General features: G+C 65.7%; 17 protein-coding genes. All 17 read left to right on the forward strand.

What is annotated here, in order from left to right; translation table 11 throughout:
- Positions 1-66: 66 nt before the first annotated feature.
- Positions 67-924 (forward strand): urease accessory protein UreD, encoded by an 858-nt coding sequence (locus AB4118_RS07595; protein WP_441489155.1) that lies wholly within the window; start codon positions 67-69, stop codon positions 922-924.
- A 10-nt stretch (positions 925-934) separates the two neighbouring features.
- Positions 935-1,258 carry a hypothetical protein gene (locus tag AB4118_RS07600; RefSeq protein WP_441489156.1) on the forward strand — a complete coding sequence of 108 codons (324 nt, stop codon included), beginning with the start codon at positions 935-937 and terminating at the stop codon, positions 1,256-1,258.
- Positions 1,255-1,875 carry an urease subunit gamma gene (locus tag AB4118_RS07605; RefSeq protein ID WP_113514651.1) on the forward strand — a complete coding sequence of 207 codons (621 nt, stop codon included), beginning with the start codon at positions 1,255-1,257 and terminating at the stop codon, positions 1,873-1,875. The genes AB4118_RS07600 and AB4118_RS07605 overlap by 4 nt, the downstream gene beginning before the upstream one ends.
- A 33-nt stretch (positions 1,876-1,908) precedes the next feature.
- Positions 1,909-2,736 carry a DUF1003 domain-containing protein gene (locus AB4118_RS07610; protein WP_441489157.1) on the forward strand — a complete coding sequence of 276 codons (828 nt, stop codon included), beginning with the start codon at positions 1,909-1,911 and terminating at the stop codon, positions 2,734-2,736.
- A gap of 41 nt (positions 2,737-2,777) precedes the next feature.
- Positions 2,778-4,514, forward strand: coding sequence for an urease subunit alpha (gene ureC / locus AB4118_RS07615; RefSeq protein ID WP_441489158.1), 1,737 nt, complete (start codon positions 2,778-2,780; stop codon positions 4,512-4,514).
- 133 nt (positions 4,515-4,647) lie between these two features.
- Positions 4,648-5,688 carry an ABC transporter substrate-binding protein gene (locus tag AB4118_RS07620; RefSeq protein ID WP_441489159.1) on the forward strand — a complete coding sequence of 347 codons (1,041 nt, stop codon included), beginning with the start codon at positions 4,648-4,650 and terminating at the stop codon, positions 5,686-5,688.
- 164 nt (positions 5,689-5,852) lie between these two features.
- Complete coding sequence (locus tag AB4118_RS07625) at positions 5,853-6,161, forward strand: putative quinol monooxygenase (RefSeq protein WP_113514657.1); 309 nt, start codon at positions 5,853-5,855, stop codon at positions 6,159-6,161.
- Positions 6,162-6,187: 26 nt separating this feature from the next.
- Entirely contained in the window at positions 6,188-6,967 is a 780-nt protein-coding gene (gene ureE / locus AB4118_RS07630) for an urease accessory protein UreE (protein WP_441489160.1), read from the forward strand.
- Between the two features lie 6 nt (positions 6,968-6,973).
- Entirely contained in the window at positions 6,974-7,651 is a 678-nt protein-coding gene (locus AB4118_RS07635; RefSeq protein WP_441489161.1) for an urease accessory protein UreF, read from the forward strand.
- Positions 7,648-8,280, forward strand: coding sequence for an urease accessory protein UreG (gene ureG, locus AB4118_RS07640; RefSeq protein WP_441489162.1), 633 nt, complete (start codon positions 7,648-7,650; stop codon positions 8,278-8,280). The genes AB4118_RS07635 and ureG overlap by 4 nt, the downstream gene beginning before the upstream one ends.
- A gap of 12 nt (positions 8,281-8,292) precedes the next feature.
- A complete protein-coding gene (locus tag AB4118_RS07645) occupies positions 8,293-8,871 on the forward strand; it encodes a HupE/UreJ family protein (protein ID WP_441489163.1) in 579 nt (192 codons plus the stop codon).
- Positions 8,872-8,910: 39 nt separating this feature from the next.
- Positions 8,911-9,495: an ANTAR domain-containing response regulator gene (locus AB4118_RS07650; RefSeq protein WP_441489164.1), complete on the forward strand. Its 585-nt coding sequence runs from the start codon at positions 8,911-8,913 to the stop codon at positions 9,493-9,495.
- The gene (locus AB4118_RS07655; protein WP_441489165.1) at positions 9,492-10,538 is read left to right on the forward strand and encodes a CmpA/NrtA family ABC transporter substrate-binding protein; all 1,047 of its coding nucleotides are present in this window, start codon (positions 9,492-9,494) and stop codon (positions 10,536-10,538) included. Before AB4118_RS07650 ends, AB4118_RS07655 begins: the two co-directional genes overlap by 4 nt.
- Positions 10,539-10,844: 306 nt before the next feature.
- The gene (locus AB4118_RS07660) at positions 10,845-12,164 is read left to right on the forward strand and encodes a CmpA/NrtA family ABC transporter substrate-binding protein (protein WP_441489166.1); all 1,320 of its coding nucleotides are present in this window, start codon (positions 10,845-10,847) and stop codon (positions 12,162-12,164) included.
- A 4-nt stretch (positions 12,165-12,168) separates the two neighbouring features.
- Positions 12,169-13,383, forward strand: coding sequence for an NAD(P)/FAD-dependent oxidoreductase (locus AB4118_RS07665; protein WP_441489167.1), 1,215 nt, complete (start codon positions 12,169-12,171; stop codon positions 13,381-13,383).
- A gap of 2 nt (positions 13,384-13,385) precedes the next feature.
- The gene (locus AB4118_RS07670; protein WP_441489168.1) at positions 13,386-16,082 is read left to right on the forward strand and encodes a molybdopterin-dependent oxidoreductase; all 2,697 of its coding nucleotides are present in this window, start codon (positions 13,386-13,388) and stop codon (positions 16,080-16,082) included.
- On the forward strand, positions 16,079-17,026 hold the full coding sequence (gene ntrB / locus AB4118_RS07675; protein ID WP_441489169.1) for a nitrate ABC transporter permease: 948 nt from the start codon (positions 16,079-16,081) through the stop codon (positions 17,024-17,026). Before AB4118_RS07670 ends, ntrB begins: the two co-directional genes overlap by 4 nt.
- Positions 17,027-17,034 lie beyond the last annotated feature (8 nt).

The following is a 17,034-nucleotide window of genomic DNA, read 5'->3' on the forward strand; positions in this document are numbered from 1 at the left end:
CCGCCTCTTGCCCGTCGAGGCCGTAGGCTGAGAATGGCTGAAGGTTCATTCGCGCCAGGGCCTTCGATGTTCGCGCCGCCGCTTCCGGCTTCTGCCGATCCGCTGTTGCCGGCCTATGTTCGGGCCAATGGCGGCGTGCGCCTGCGTTTCGCCAGGGTCGGCGAAGTGACGCGCCGGCTCGAGCTCGCCGAGTCCGGCGGCTACCGCGCCCGCTTCCCCGACACCTTCGCCTCAACCTGCGAGGCCGTGCTGATCAACACCGGCGGCGGCATGGCCGGAGGCGACGCGATGCGGGTCGATGCCGTCATCGAGGCGCAGGCCGAGGCGGTCATCACCACGCAGGCGGCCGAGAAGATCTACCGCAGCCAGGGCGCTGACACGCGGATCGAGACCCATCTCTCGGTTGCTGCCGGGGCGAGCCTCGCCTGGCTGCCGCAGGAGAGCATCCTGTTCTCGGGCGCTCGCCTCGCCAGGAATCTGACGATCGACCTCGCCTCAGACGCGCGCCTCGTCGCCTGTGAATCGATCGTCTTCGGCCGCATCGCCATGGGCGAGACGATGCAGCGCGGTGCCATTCGCGACCGCTGGCGCATCCGCCGCGACGGCCGCCTGATTTTCGCCGACGAGTTTCGCCTTGACGGTGCGGTCGCCGCCACGCTGGAGCGGCCTGCCATTGCCGCCGGGGCGCGGGCCGTTGCAACCGTGATCGCCGCCGGCCCGGAACATCCTGCCAGGCTCGATGAGCTTCGTGCGCTGCTTGCCGAGGATCCCGCCTGTGTCGGCGTCGAGGCCGGGGCCGGGCTTGTCTCCGGCCTTCTCGTCATTCGCCTTCTCTCCCGCGATGCCCAGGCGCTCCGTCGCGCCCTCGTCATGCTGCTTCGGCATGTCACGGGGCGTGCGCTGCCGCGCACATGGTCCACGTGAGGAGAGCACCATGCTGGCGATCCAAGGCCTGAAATGCATTTATGACACCGGCTCGCGGGGCTGGGCGGTCGAGCTCGCCCTGGCCGGCGAGGGGGAAACCGTCACGCGTCGCTTCGACGTCGACGGGCCCGATGATGCCGAGATGCTGATCGAGGCCTTCGAGGAATCCACCACGAGCAGCTTCGATCCCGCCACCAGCGAGATCGTCTTCGCCTATGAATACGCCGATCTCGACCTCGATGAGGACGAGGCGGAAGACGAGGACGACGAAGAGGTCGAGACCTCGGAAGACGAGTCCGAAGAGGACGAGGAAGACGAGAAGGAAAAGGCATGAACCTGACGCCGCGCGAAAAGGACAAGCTGCTCGTCGCCATGGCTGCCATGGTGGCGCGGCGAAGGCTGGAGCGCGGCGTCAAGCTCAACTATCCGGAGGCCGTTGCGCTCATCACCGATTTCGTGGTCGAGGGTGCGCGCGACGGTCGTTCTGTCGCCGAGCTGATGGAGGCCGGCGCGCATGTGATCTCGGCCGACCAGGTCATGGACGGCATCGCCGAGCTGATCCATGACGTGCAGGTCGAGGCGACCTTTCCAGACGGGACCAAGCTCGTCACCGTGCATGAGCCGATCCGCGGCTCGGCCGGGCGCCTGAAGCCCGGCGAAGTGACGACGCTGCCCGGCGACCTCATTCTCAATGAAGGTCGCGAGAGCCTGATGCTCGCGGTTGCCAATACCGGTGACCGGCCGATCCAGATCGGCTCCCACTATCATTTCTTCGAGGCGAATCCCGCGCTCTCCTTCGAACGCGAGAAGGCGAGGGGCTTTCGGCTCGATATTCCGGCGGGAACGGCTGTGCGCTTCGAGCCCGGCCAGACCCGCGAGGTCAGGCTCGTGGCGCTCGGCGGCAAGCGTGAGGTCTATGGCTTCCGGCAGGAGATCATGGGTAAGCTCTAGCGAGACCGATGCCGGTGCGGGGTGAGAGTGCCGATGACCGCGATCGCAGAGAAATCGTCACAACAACTGGCCGCGAACGGAAAGAAGCGCGGGACCTGCGCCATTTCGGGCGTCGAGACCAGCCGCAAGAACCTCGTCCCGCTTGCCACGCTGCGTCCTTCCCTGGCCGAGCGCATCCAGTCCGACTTTCCGCAGCTCACCGAGCAGAGCCTGATCAGCAAGACGGAGCTCGCGCGCTACCGCACGCGCTATGTCGAGGAAATCCTGCGTGAGGAGCATGGCGAGTACACGGAGCTGGACCGTGAAGTCGTCGAAAGCATCGCCAAGCAGGACACCATCGCGGCGAATGTCGAGGACGATTTCGAGGAGCATCGCACGGTAGGGCAGCGCCTCTCCGACGGTCTCGCCGGCTTCGGCGGCTCCTGGGCCTTCCTGATCAGCTTTGGGGTCGTGCTGGCGATCTGGATGATGATCAATGTCGTGGAAGGGATGGACAAGGCCTTCGACCCCTATCCCTTCATCCTGCTCAACCTCGTCCTCTCCTGCATCGCGGCGATCCAGGCTCCGATCATCATGATGAGCCAGAAGCGGCAGGAGCAGAAGGACCGTCTGCGCTCGTTCAACGACTATCAGGTCAACCTCAAGGCCGAACTCGAGATTCGCCATCTGCACGAGAAGATCGACCATCTGATCACCCGGCAATGGCAGCGACTGGCCGAGATCCAGCAGGTCCAGCTCGAGATGCTGCAGGAGGAGAGCCTGCGCGCTACCCGCCGTCGCAAGCCCGCGGGTGCGAAGGCCAAGACGAAGCGGCGCGCTGAGGACCGGCAGCCCAAATCGGAGCCGGATGCGTCGGCCTGAGAATTGCTAACACGTCGCAAGAACCGACCAGGGACTTCGAGATGCCCTTTCCCTTTCCGCGTAATGCCTATGCCGCCATGTTCGGCCCCACGACCGGCGATACGGTGCGCCTCGGCGATACCGAACTCGTCATCAAGGTCGAGAAGGATTTCACCACCTATGGCGAGGAGGTGAAGTTCGGCGGCGGTAAGGTCATCCGCGACGGCATGGGCCAGAGCCAGGTCAGCAATGCCGCTGGTGCGGTCGACACCGTCGTCACCAACGCGCTGATCCTCGATCATTGGGGCATCGTCAAGGCCGATATCGGTATCCGTGCCGGGCGCATCTGCGCCATCGGCAAGGCCGGCAATCCAGATATCCAGAACGGGTTCGGAAACTTCAACCCGTCCGAGACCATCATCGTCGGCCCCGGAACCGAGGTCATCGCCGGCGAAGGCAAGATCATCACCGCCGGCGGCTTCGACAGTCATATCCACTATATCTGTCCGCAGCAGATCGAGGACGCGCTGATGAGCGGCCTCACCACGATGCTGGGCGGCGGCACCGGCCCGGCCCATGGCACGCTCGCGACGACCTGCACGCCCGGCCCCTGGCATCTCGGCCAGATGATCAGGGCAGCCGACGCCTTCCCGATGAACCTCGCCTTTGCAGGCAAGGGCAATGCCGCGCTGCCGGGCGCGTTGACCGAGATGATCGAGGCCGGCGCCTGCGCGCTGAAACTGCATGAAGACTGGGGTACGACACCGGCCGCGATCGACAACTGCCTCTCCGTCGCCGACGACTACGACATCCAGGTGATGATCCACACCGACACGCTGAACGAGAGCGGGTTCGTCGAGGACACGATCGCAGCCTTCAAAGGCCGCACCATCCACGCCTTCCACACCGAGGGGGCCGGCGGCGGCCACGCGCCCGACATCATGAAGGTGGCGGGCCTCCCCAATGTGTTGCCGTCCTCGACCAACCCGACGCGGCCCTTCACGGTCAACACGCTCGACGAGCATCTCGACATGCTCATGGTCTGCCATCACCTCTCGCCCTCTATCCCTGAGGATCTCGCCTTCGCCGAAAGCCGCATCCGCAAGGAGACGATCGCGGCCGAGGACATCCTGCACGATCTCGGCGCGCTCTCGATGATGTCCTCGGATAGCCAGGCCATGGGGCGCATCGGCGAGGTCGTGACCCGGACCTGGCAGACCGCGCACAAGATGAAGGTGCAGCGCGGTCCGCTGCCACAGGACGCCGGCACCGGCGCCGATAATTTCCGCGCCAAGCGCTATGTCGCGAAATACACGATCAATCCGGCGATCGCGCATGGCATCTCGCGCCATATCGGCTCGATCGAGATCGGCAAGCTAGCCGATCTCGTGCTCTGGTCGCCGGCCTTCTTCGGCGCCAAGCCCGATCTCGTCCTCAAGGGTGGCATGATCGCGGCGGCGCCCATGGGCGATCCCAACGCCTCGATTCCGACGCCGCAGCCGGTGCATTACCGCCCGATGTTCGGCGCCTTCGGCAAGGCCGTGACCACGACATCGCTGGTCTTCGTCTCGCAGGCCGCGCTGGCGAATGGCCTCAAGTCCCGCCTCGGCACCGACAAGGAGATGGTCGCGGTCGAGAACACGCGTGGCGGCATCTCCAAGAAGAGCATGATCCACAACGACGCGACGCCCGACATCCGGATCGATCCGGAAACCTATGCGGTGGTGGCGGATGGCGAGTTGCTGGTTTGCGAACCTGCCAGCGAGCTGCCGCTGGCGCAGCGCTATTTCCTGTTCTGAGCGATTGAGTGGCGCCCTGGGCTGTGGACCGGATGGGCGCGCGCCGCTTCCGTATTGACTAGCCCGCTCGCGCATTCTTTCTTCGTCGGCAAATGAATTTGTCAGGCAGACAAGTTCGCCAGGGAGAGAGCTCGTGTCCGGTTTCCGTTTCGCTCGTCAGGCGTCGTTCTGGCTCGCCAGTGCTGCACTTCTGGCCTCCTATCAGCCCGCCGCGGCGCAGGAGCAGGTCACGGTCTATTGCTCGATTCTCGAAGAACAGTGTCGTGAGGGCGCGACGATGTTCGAGCGCGCCACCGGCATCAAGGTCTCGATGGTGCGCAAGAGCACGGGCGAGGTCTATGCGCAGGTCAAGGCGGAAGCCTCCAATCCGCGTGGCGATGTCTGGTGGGGCGGCCCCGGTGAGCCGCATCTGCAGGCCGCGGAGGAGGGGCTGCTCGACGAGTATCGTTCGCCCAAGCTCGCCGAGCTGCATGACTGGGCGCAGCGCCATGCCGAGCAGTCGAAATTCCGCACCTCCGGCATTTATCTCGGCGCGCTTGGCGTCGGCTACAACACCGAGATGCTGAAGAAGAAGGGCCTGCCCGAGCCGAAATGCTGGGCGGACCTGCTCGACCCGGCCTATCGCGACGAGGTCCAGATTGCCGACCCGAGCTCGTCGGGCACGGCTTACGTCTTCCTCGCGACCACCGTGCAGCGCCTCGGCGAGGAGAAGGGCTTCGACTATCTCAAGGCCCTGCACAAGAACATCAACCAGTATACCAAGTCCGGCATCGCGCCGGTCAAGGCGACGGCGCTGGGCGAGACGGCGATCGGCATCGCCTTCATTCACGACATGCTGACGCAGAAGCTGCAGGGGGCGCCGATCCAGACCGTCGCGCCCTGCGAAGGCACGGGCTACGAGACCGGCTCGGTTTCGATCATCAAGGGCGGCAGGAATGCCGAGGCGGCGCGCCGTTTCATCGATTTCACGCTCTCGCCCGAGGCGCAGAACATCAACGCCAAGCTCAAGATCAACTCGATCCCGTCGAACAGGAACGCCGAACTCTCTCCCGACGCGCCAAAGTTCTCGGAGATCAAACTGATCGACTATGATACGCCGCGCTGGGGCAGTCCGGCCGAACGCTCGCGCCTGCTGAAGAAGTTCGACACCGAGGTGAAGGCGCGGCCACGGTAAGGGCGGCGAAATCCGGCTCCTCGCCTTCGCAAGCGCATCCCACGCATCCGGACCCTCTGCGCCATTCTGCTGCAGAGGGCGCGGCGGCTGCATCCAGCCCGCCGAAACGTGCGTATTCTCTCTGGGCGGGTGAAGCGCCCTCAGGCACGAGAGGAGAACGCGGTATGTCGGATCCGGTTATCGTCATTGCGCGGGCGCGCATCCGCCCGGAAACCCGCGCAGCCTTTGTCGCTGCGGCGCAAGACTGTATCGCCGCGACACGTCGCGAACATGGCTGTCTCGCCTATGACATGCATGAGAGCATTACGGAGCCCGGGTATTTCGTGTCGGTGGAGAGCTGGGAGCAGCGCGAGCATATCGACCGCCACTTGCAGCAGCCGCATCTTCAGGCGTTCCTCGAGATCGCGGGGGCTTGCGTCACGACGCCTCCGGTGATCGAAGTGGTCGAGCCGCGATCGGTCGATCGCCTCTGATCCATTTCGTTGTCACGGGTACCATCATGCTGCGCGCCACCTCCGTCGTCCGCAAGGCCGCGGTCAAGCAGGACAAGGTCGTCGAGACCCTGACGCTCGACCATGAGGATCGCAATCGCCGCCGCATCGCGCTGAAAGGCGATGGCGGGCGCGAGATCCTGCTCGATCTCGACAAGCCGACGGTTCTGAACGATGGCGATGCCGTGAAGCTCGAAGACGGCGGCCTGGTCCTGGTCAGAGCCGCTGCGCAGAGCCTGCTCGAAGTGCGGGCCGAGAACCCGCTGCGGCTGATGCGCGTCGCCTGGCATATCGGCAACCGGCACACGCCCGCGGAGATCACGGCGGACGCGATCTATATCGAGAACGACCATGTCCTCGCCGAGATGGTCCGTGGCCAGGGCTGCGCCATGAGCGTGGTCGAACGTCCGTTCCAGCCTGAGCGCGGCGCCTATGATCACGGTCACGCCCACGACCATGAACACGGTCATGATCACGATCACGCGCATGATGCATCCTGCGGCTGCGGGCACGATCACGGCCACGCTCATCACGAAAAGGGGCACGCTCACGCCGGCCATGATCATGCTCACGATCACCATGGCGACGACCACCATGGCCATGATCACCATGAGAACAAGCGTGATGATCACGCGAACCACGCCCATACACATTCCCACGCCCACGCCCCTGGCGCGGATTGCGGCTGTGGCCACGACCACGGCCATGGCGATCATGATCATAAGCATGACCACGGCCACCATCATGGCGCCGAACACGCGCACAAGGGTCACAAGCACGACCATTGAGGGCTGATGTCGCACGCCCATCTGCCGTTGATGGTCTGGCTTTCGCCGTCCTTCCCGGTCGGCGCTTTTGCCTATTCGCATGGGCTGGAATGGGCCTTCGAGGCCGGCGACCTCACCAATGCCGACACGCTTCGCGATTGGCTCGAGGCGCTCGTCGGCCACGGCTCCCTCCATAACGACCTCGTCCTGTTCACGTGCGCCTACAACGCCCTCGGGGCTGAGGACGGCGCGGCGCTGAGCGAGGTGGCGGAGCTGGCCCTGGCGCTGGCGAACTCCGCGGAGCGCCGGCTGGAAACAGTGACGCAGGGCAATGCGTTCGTCGCGGCCGTTCGCGCCGCCTGGCCCTGCGCGGCATTTGATCGGCTCCGCGCTGCCTGGGAGGGCGACGTCGCCTATCCCATTGCGGTCGCGTCCGCCGCCAGCGGCCATGACGTGCCGCTGCGCCCGGCTCTGGAGGCCTACAGCCTCGCCTTCGTCGCCAATCTGGTTTCGGCCTCGGTCAGGCTCGGCGTCATCGGACAGACCGACGGGCAGAGGATCACGGCTGGGCTGGTGCCGTCCTTGCATGCGGCTGCCACGCGCGCGGAAACCGCGACGCTCGCTGATCTCGGCGGCTGCGCGCTGCGCTCGGACCTTGCGTCCCTGCGCCACGAAACCCAGTATTCGAGGCTGTTCCGCTCATGATCCGCTCTCCCCACGGCCCCTTGCGCGTCGGCATCGGCGGCCCGGTCGGTTCCGGCAAGACCGCCCTGATGGAGGTGCTCTGCAAGCGCATGCGCGATCGTTACGATCTCTGCGCCATCACCAATGACATCTACACCAAGGAGGATGCGCGTCTCCTGACCGTCGCAGGAGCTCTGCCCGAGGAGCGCATCATGGGCGTCGAGACCGGCGGCTGCCCGCATACCGCCATCCGCGAGGATTGTTCGATCAACCTCGCCGCGGTCGAGGAAATGCGCGGCAAATTTCCCGCGCTTGACCTGATCCTGATCGAGTCCGGCGGAGATAATCTGGCGGCGACCTTCTCGCCCGAACTCGCCGATCTGACGATCTACGTGATCGATGTCGCAGCCGGCGAGAAGATCCCGCGCAAGGGCGGCCCGGGCATCACCCGCTCGGACCTGCTCGTCATCAACAAGACCGATCTCGCTCCGCATGTTGGCGCGGATCTTGCTGTGATGGACCGGGACTCAAGAACCATGCGGGGCAAGCGACCCTTCGTCTTCACCAATACGCGGGAGGGCGAGGGCGTCGATGCGGTGGTGGATTTCATCGAGACCGTGGGCGGCCTGAAGGCGATCGCCCCGGGATAGGGGAGGCAGAACATGCTGACGCGATTGACGGGCGCCCTGGCGTCGCTCGTGACGATGATGGCGGCACCCGCCCTTGCCCATACCGCAGTGGGCTCCGTCGATGGTCTCGTTCACGGGCTGCAGCATCCGCTCACCGGGTTGGATCATGTGCTGGCGATGATCGCGGTCGGCCTCTGGGCCGGGCTCGTCGGTGGCAGGGCGCGCATCGCCTACCCTGTCGCCTTCGTTTCGGCCATGGCGCTGGCCGGGCTCTGGACGATGTCCGGCGGACAGCTTCCGGGCGCCGAGGTCGGTATCGCCTTTTCTGTCGTCATCCTCGGGCTTGCCATCGCACTCAATCTCGCGCCGCCGCTCGCCGCCGGCGCCCTTGCCTGCGGGATCTTCGCGATCTTCCACGGCTTTGCCCATGGTGCCGAGCTACCGGCGGATGCCAGCGGTGTGAGCTATGCGATCGGCTTTGTGATCGCGACATCTGCTCTGCATGGCGTAGGTTTGCGCGTGGCGAGCCAGCTTGCCGCGCGGATGCCGCAGTTTGCCCGCATCGCCGGTAGCGGCCTCGTTTTGGCAGGTGTCGCAATCCTGTCGGGCTAAGTGCGGGCCTTATCCTCAATGCGTTAGGCGTCGTGGCCCATGACACCTGCGTTGAAAATCCTGATCGTCGACGCCAGCCCGGTCCGGGCTGCGATCATCGACGAGGGCTTGCGCGAGGCGGGCTTCACCGACCTCGTCCGAATGGACGCGACGCATGGGCTGGTCGCTGCTATCGAGGCGCATGATCCCGATGTGGTCGTGATCGATCTCGAGGATCCCAGCCGTGATGCGCTGGCCGACATGTTCCTGGTCAGCCAGCACGTGAAGCGGCCGATCACCATGTTCGTCGACCAGTCGGACGCGGCCTCGATCGAGGCTGCCGTCGAGGCGGGCGTCTCAGCCTATATCGTCGACGGGCTGAAGAAGGAGCGGCTCAAGCCCATTCTCCAGACCTGCATCAGCCGCTTCAACGCCTTCCGGAAGCTGCGCGAGGAACTGGACGAGGTGCGATCGCAGCTCGACGACCGCAAGCTGATCGATCGTGCCAAGGGCATCGTCATGCGCCTCAAGGAACTCCCCGAAGAGGAGGCCTACGCCCTGATGCGCCGCACAGCGATGAACGAAAAGCGCAAGCTGGTCGAAATTGCCCGTTCCATCATCACGGCAGCCGAGGTGCTGAAATGACCCTGCACCTGCGCGTCGGCTTTCTTCCTCTGGTCGATGCCGCGCTGCTGGTCGCGGCGGCTGATGCCGGCTTCGCGGAAGGCAGGGGACTTGCCCTCGAACTCGTCCGTGACGTCTCCTGGTCCAACCTGCGCGACAGGTTGCATGTGCGCCTCCTCGATGCCGCCCATATGCTGGCGCCGGCGGCCATAGCCTCGACGCTCGGCATCGGTGGTGTCACCGCGCCGATGGCGGCTCCGCTTCTGCTCAATCTGAATGGCAATGCGGTAACGGTCTCGGTGCGCCGCTTCGAGGAGCTGGCGCGGGTCGCCGAGGGGGATCTGGCCGATCCCACGGTTTCGGCGCGCGCGCTCGCGAAGCTGATTGGGATGCGCAAGGCCTCAGGCCTGCCGCCTCTGACCTTTGCTGCCGTCTTCGGATTTTCCAGCCATACCTATCTTCTGTGTGATTGGATGGCGCGAGGCGGCGTCCGCCTCGGCCAGGATGTTCGCTTCGAAATCGTGCCTCCGGTGCAAACCGTCGAGGCGTTGCGCAGCGGTCGTGTCGACGGCTTTTGCGCCGGCGCACCCTGGAATACGCTGGCCGTCGCTGCCGATGTCGGCACCATCCTGCATTGTGGGGTCGATCTGCAGGCCGATTGCCCGGAAAAGGCGCTGGCCTGGCGGGCAGACGATGTCGAACGCCGTGGCGAGGCGGTGTCGCGGCTGAATGCGGCGCTTGTCGATGCGAGCCGCTGGGCCAGCGCGGCAGCGAACTGGCCCCGCCTGGCGGAGCTTCTCGCCGTACCCGAGAGATTGGGCATGCCTGCCGATCTGATCGAGGCCACCCTGCGCGGCGAGATCGCCCAGGGCGGTGGGCGTCCGGTGCGGCGGGTCGCCTCCTATATCCGCTTCGACGAGACGGCGCTGCGTCCCCAACCGGCCCATGCCGACTGGCTGCTCGCCGCCATGGCTCGGGCTGGGCAGCTTGTTTTGGAACCCGGCATGAGCGAGAGGGCGCGGGCGGTCTTCAGGCCTGCCTCCCTTGATCTGTCGACGCGCTGAAATTTTAGGCTCGCCCAATATTTGTGCGGTTGCGCTCGATTTGTGCGCCGCACAACGGCAGACGCAAGCGGCCGGAGCAACGTCCCGATCTCTATCAAACTAAAATAATTCAAGGGCTTGGGTCTGATCGGCCGGCTGGCACGGCATTTGTATTGGATGTTGTGACGCGGCCAATGCTGCCCGCGACAAGTTCGAACCGGAACGCACAGCAACGCCGCTGTCGAAGGAGGCCCGCAAGGGCGCTTTCGCGCGGCGTTTTCGTTTTCGGCGGCAGCGAACCCACCACGTTCACGCGAGAGGCGATCGATGACAAAGACCGTTCAGAGCAGGGCCTTGTCGCTTGCACCCGGCGCCAGCCGCCGCGAGATGCTGAACCTCACCGGCGCCGCAGCGCTTGCCAGCGCCATCAAGCTCGCCTTTCCCTCCGGCGCGATGGCGCAGGGGACGGGACCGGAGGTCAAGGGCACGCGGCTTGGCTATATCGCCCTGACCGACTCCGCGCCCCTGATCATCGCCAAGGAAAAGGGCTTCTACGCCAAGCACGGCGTGCCCGATATGGAGATCGCCAAACAGGCGTCCTGGGGCGCGACGCGCGACAACATGGCACTCGGCGCCAAGGCGAACGGCATCGATGGCGGCCATATCCTGCGCCCCAAGACGCATCTCTATACCACCGGCAAGGTGATGCAGAACAGCCAGCCCCTGCCGATGTACACGCTGCTCAACCTCAACGAGGACGGGCAGGCGATCTCCGTCTCCAACGAATACAGGGACCTGAACGTCCAGAAGGATTCCTCGCCGCTGAAACAGGCCTTCGAGCGGAAGAAGGCAGCCGGCAAGGAGCTTACCGCCGCCATGACCTTTCCCGGCGGCACCCACGACCTCTGGATCCGCTACTGGCTGGCCGCCGGCGGCATCGATCCCGACACCGACATCAAGGTCATTGTCGTCCCGCCGCCGCAGATGGTCGCGAACATGAAGGTCGGCACCATGGATTGCTTCTGCGTCGGCGAGCCGTGGAACGAGCAACTCGTCAACCAGAACATCGGCTACAGCGCGCTCACCACTGGCGAGCTCTGGTTCAGGCACCCCGAGAAGATCCTGGGCATGCGGGCCGACTGGGTCGACGCCAATCCGAAGGCGACCCAGGCCATCCTGATGGCCGTCATGGAAGCCCAGATGTGGTGCGAGAAGATGGAGAACCGCCAGGAACTCTCCGAGATCGTCGGCCGCCGGCAGTGGTTCAACGTCCCGGTCGCCGACCTCAACAAGCGCCTGCAAGGTGACATCAATTACGGCAATGGCCGCGAGGTGAAGGGCACCAATCTCTACATGAAGTTCTGGGGCGAGGGCGGCGCGACATCCTATCCCTGGAAGAGCCTCGACACCTGGTTCGTCACCGAGAATATCCGTTGGGGCAAGTTCGACCCGAAGATCGATATCAAGGCCCTGGTCGACAAGACCAACCGCGCCGATCTCTGGCGCGAGGCGGCAAAGACGCTCGGCGTCCCAGGTGCTCCGACCGCCGACAGCCGCGGCGTCGAGACCTTCTTCGACGGCACGAAATTCGACCCGGCCGCGCCGCTCGACTACCTCAAGGCGCTCAAGATCAAGCGCGTGGCCTGAGGCGATGGCCGAACCGCTTGTCATCGTCGGCAAGGGAATGGCGGCGACGCGGCTGGTCGACGAGCTCAGCCAGCGGGCACTCGGCCGCTATTCCATCGCCGTGATCGGTGCCGAGCCGCGGCTCGCCTATAATCGCGTGCTGCTTTCGCCGCTGCTGGCGGGCGAGATCGGCGCACCCGAGATCGAGCTCAAGCCCGCGGACTGGTGGCGCGCGCGCGGCGTCTCGACCTTCTACGGCCGTGCGGTCATCAGCATTGACCGGGCCGCGAAGTCGGTGACGCTCGAGGGCGGCCTTCGGCTGCCCTATGCCAGGCTCGTGCTCGCCACGGGTTCGAGCCCGCTGAAGCCGTCATTCCCCGGCATTGGCTTGCCGGGTATTGCGACGTTCCGCGATACGGCCGATGTCGAGGCCTTGCGCGCCCAGGCCGGGCGCGGGGCAACGATCGTCGTCATCGGCGGCGGGCTGCTCGGACTGGAGGCGGCCTATGGCTTGTCCCGGGCCGGCGGCAAGGTGACATTGCTGCATCTCGTCGACCGTCTGATGGAGCGCCAGCTTGATGCGGAGGGCGCGGCGCTGCTCGCCGATGCCATGGGCAAGCGCGGCATCACTGTTCGCCTCAATGCCGTGACCAAGGGATTTGTCGGCAAAGACAAGGCGGAGGGCGTCGAGCTTGCGGACGGTTCCATCGTTCCAGCCGATCTCGTGGTCATCGCCATTGGCGTGCGCCCGAATGCGGGGCTGGCCAAGGCTGCCGGCCTGACGGTCAATCGCGGTATCCTCGTTGATGATCGCCTGGCGAGCGCCGATACCTCGATCTTCGCCATCGGCGAATGCGCCGAGCATCGCGGACAGGTCTATGGGCTGGTCGAGCCCGCCTATGAGCAGGCCCGCGTGCTGGCGGCGCATCTCAGCGGCAAGGAGGCGAGCTATGCCGGCTCGCTGCTAGCGACCAATCTCAAGGTCAGCGGTGTCGGTGTGTTCTCCGCCGGCGATTTTGAGGCTGGTGCGGATGACGAGATCGTCGTGCTGCGTGACCGGGCCGCCGGGATCTATCGCAAATTCGTGCTGCGCGAAGGCCGGCTCGCGGGCTGCATCCTCGTCGGGGAGACGAGCGGGGCGCTGTTCTATCTCGGCCTGATCCGCTCCGGCCAGGACATCTCCGCCATTCGCGCCGATCTGCCTTTTGGCGAAGCCTATTGCGTCAGGGAGGCCGCCTGACCATGCGCCAGGACGCCCCGCTCGCCGTTTCCGGCCCGATCCGCACCACCTGCCCCTATTGCGGGGTCGGTTGCGGCGTCCTGGCGACTCCGGACGGCAGCGGCGGCGCGGCGATCGCCGGAGATCCGGACCATCCGGCGAACCGCGGCAGACTCTGCTCGAAGGGCTCTGCCCTTGGCGAGACTCTGGGGCTGGGCAGCCGTATATTGCACCCGTTGAAGCGCAACGCAGCAGGCGGTTATGACCGGGTTTCCTGGGAGGTCGCCCTTGATGCGGTCGCGGCCGGCCTGAAGGGCATCGTCGCCGAGCACGGCCCCGATGCGATTGCCTTCTACCTGTCCGGCCAGCTCCTCACCGAGGATTATTACGTCGCCAACAAGCTGATGAAGGGCTTCATCGGTTCGCCGCATGTCGACACCAATTCGCGGCTCTGCATGTCCTCGACGGTCGCTGGCCAGCGGCGCGTCTTCGGCTCGGATACGGTGCCGGGTTCCTATGAGGACCTGGACTGCGCCGACCTGATCGTGCTGGTGGGCTCGAACACGGCCTGGTGTCATCCGGTCCTGTTCCGTCGCATTCAGCGGAACCGGGCTGAGCGCGGCGCGAAGGTCGTGGTCATCGACCCCCGCGTCACCGCAACCGCCGAAGATTCCGATCTCGTCCTGGCCCTGAGGCCGGGCTCGGACAGCGCGCTCTTTGCCGGGCTGCTCGTCCACCTCGCCGATCATGGCCTCACCGACGCACCCTATCTCGCCCGCCATACGACAGGCTTCGCCGAGACCCTGGCGAACGCACGCGAGATTGCGCCCGATCTCGCGGTGGTTGCTGCCCGCACCGGCCTTGCCCCCGCGGACATCGCCGCCTTCTACGAACTCTGGGCGAGCACGCCTGCCGTGGTCACGGCCTGGAGCCAGGGCGTCAACCAGTCGGCGCAGGGCACCGACAAGGTCGCGGCGATCCTGCATTGCCATCTCGCAACGGCCCGCATCGGCCAGCCGGGCTGCGGACCGTTCTCGCTGACCGGGCAGCCCAACGCCATGGGCGGGCGCGAGGTCGGCGGTCTCGCCAATATGCTGGCTGCCCATATGGGCTACTCCCCGACCGAGATCGACCGCATCCGCCGCTTCTGGCAGGCGCCCCACATGGCTCGCCACGAAGGGCTGAAGGCGGTCGCGATGCTCGATGCGGTCGCGGAAAAGCGGATCAGGGCGCTCTGGGTCATGGCGACCAATCCTGCCGTGTCGCTGCCGCGGGCCGATCAGGTGCTCTCGGCGATGAAGGCGCTCGACCTCCTCATCATCTCCGAGAACGTGCTCTCGAACGACACGCTGCGCGCCGAGCCCGGCTTCATTCTCCCTGCCGCCGCCTGGGGTGAGAAGGACGGCACCGTCACCAATTCCGAGCGCCGCATTTCGCGCCAGCGGGCTTTCCTGCCGCTGCCGGGAGACGTCAGGCCCGATTGGTGGATCATCTGCGAGATTGCCAGGCGACTCGGCTTCGCGCAGGCTTTCGCCTATTCCGGCCCATCGGAGATCTATGCCGAGCATGCCGCGCTCTCGGCATTCGAGAACGAAGGCAGCCGCGATTTCGACATCGGCGCGCATGCCACGCTCGATCGCCGCGCCTATGACGCGCTTCTGCCCGTGCAATGGCCGGTTCCGGCGGGGTCTCCGGGCGGCACGGCACGCCTGTTCACCGAGGGCGGCTTCTTCGCGAGGGATCGTCGCGCCAGCCTGAAGCCTTTGGCCACGCCTGCTCTGGCTTCGGCTGTCAGCGAAGATTATCCGTTCCTGCTCAATACCGGCCGTGTCCGCGATCATTGGCACACGATGACCCGCACGGGGCTCAGCCCCAGGCTCAGCGCCCATATCGCCGAGCCCGCGGTCTGCGTGAACCCGGCCGACGCTGTTCGCCACGGCCTAGCCGAGGGTGGCTTCGCCTGCATCGAGACCAGCTACAGCGCTATTACCCTCAAGGTCACGCTCGATTCCGGCGTCGGGGAAGGCTCGCTTTTCGCGCCGATCCACTGGTCGGCCGAGACGGCATCCCATGCCCGCATCGGGGCGGCCGTTCAGCCGCTCTGCGACCCCTATTCCGGCCAGCCCGAAATGAAGGCGACACCCTGCCGGATTGCCCCCGTCAGCTACGCTGCGCGCGGCTTCATGCTCTCGCGCGATCCAGTCGCGCTGCCGGCTGGGAGCTGGTGGGCCGCGGTGGCCATCGAGGGCGGGCAGGGCAGGCTGTTTTCGACCGATGCCACGCCTGAGGACCTGATGGCCCATTGTCGCGCCGCTTTCGGGGAGGATGGACTCGTCGAGATGCTCGACCGCAAGGCTGGCATCTATCGCTGCGCCGCGACCCGCGATGGCAGGCTCGTCGCGGCCCTGTTCACCGGCCCAGCCGATCGCGCTCCGCTCTGGGACACGGTGAAGCTCGTATTCGCCGATCCCGATTACGTGCCCCAAAGCCGGCTCGCCCTGTTGTCCGGGCGCAGGCTCGACGGAGCAGCGGATGCCGGGCCGATCGTCTGTGCCTGTTTCGGCGTTGGGCTCAACGCCATTCGCGCCGCCTTCGAGAGCGGCGCGGCCGTCACAGCCGAGGATATCGGCCGCGAGCTCCGGGCCGGCACGAATTGCGGGTCATGCCTGCCGGAGATCCGGCGCATCGCCGGCAACAGGAAGCGTGAGGCGGCGGCATGAGCGTCACGATTGTGGAAGCCATGGAGAGGAGCAGCGGGATGGGGCAGGCTATCTTGAAGAATGCGACTGACGCGAAGGTCGTCGCCCTGCCGGCAGCAAAGGCGGAGGTCGTGAGCCTGCCGCCGGTGCTGGCAAAGCCTGTGGCGCAGCGCGTCATACCCTGGCTCAGGCCGATCCTGCAGAATCTCGTGCCCCCACTCGTCACGGTCGCACTGATCCTGTTGTTCTGGCAGATCGCCGCGTCGGGGCCGCAATCCTCGCTGCCGCCACCGACCAAGATCTGGGAGGAGGCGAAAGACCTGATCACCGAACCGTTCTACTGGGCCGGCACCCAGGATATCGGTCTCGGTTGGCGCATCCTGGTTTCGCTCCAGCGTGTCGCAATCGGCTTCGGCCTGGCGGCCGTCGTGGGCGTCCTGGTCGGGGCACTGATCGGCCAGTCGGTCTGGGCGATGCGGGGGCTCGATCCCGTCTTCCAGGTCCTGCGCACCGTGCCGCCTCTGGCCTGGCTGCCGCTCTCGCTCGCGGCTTTCCGCGACAGCCAGCCTTCCGCGATCTTCGTGATCTTCATCACCGCGATCTGGCCGGTGATCATCAATACCGCGGTCGGCATCCGCAACATCCCGCAGGATTACCGCAACGTCGCGCAGGTGCTGCGGCTGAACCAGATCGAGTTCTTCTTCAAGATCATGGTGCCCTCTGCCGCGCCTTACATCTTCACCGGGCTTCGCATCGGCGTCGGCCTGTCATGGCTCGCCATCGTCGCCGCCGAAATGCTGACCGGCGGCGTCGGCATCGGCTTCTTCATCTGGGACGCGTGGAACTCCTCGCGCCTCTCCGACATCATCGTGGCGCTCGTCTATATCGGCGTGGTCGGCTTCATCCTCGACCGGCTGGTCGCCTCCATCGGCGCGATCGTCACCCGCGGCACAGCGGTGAACTGAGGAGCAAC

The organism is Allobosea sp. 2RAB26 (genome assembly GCF_052115465.1).
In the GTDB taxonomy this organism is placed as follows: Bacteria; Pseudomonadota; Alphaproteobacteria; order Rhizobiales; family Beijerinckiaceae; genus Allobosea.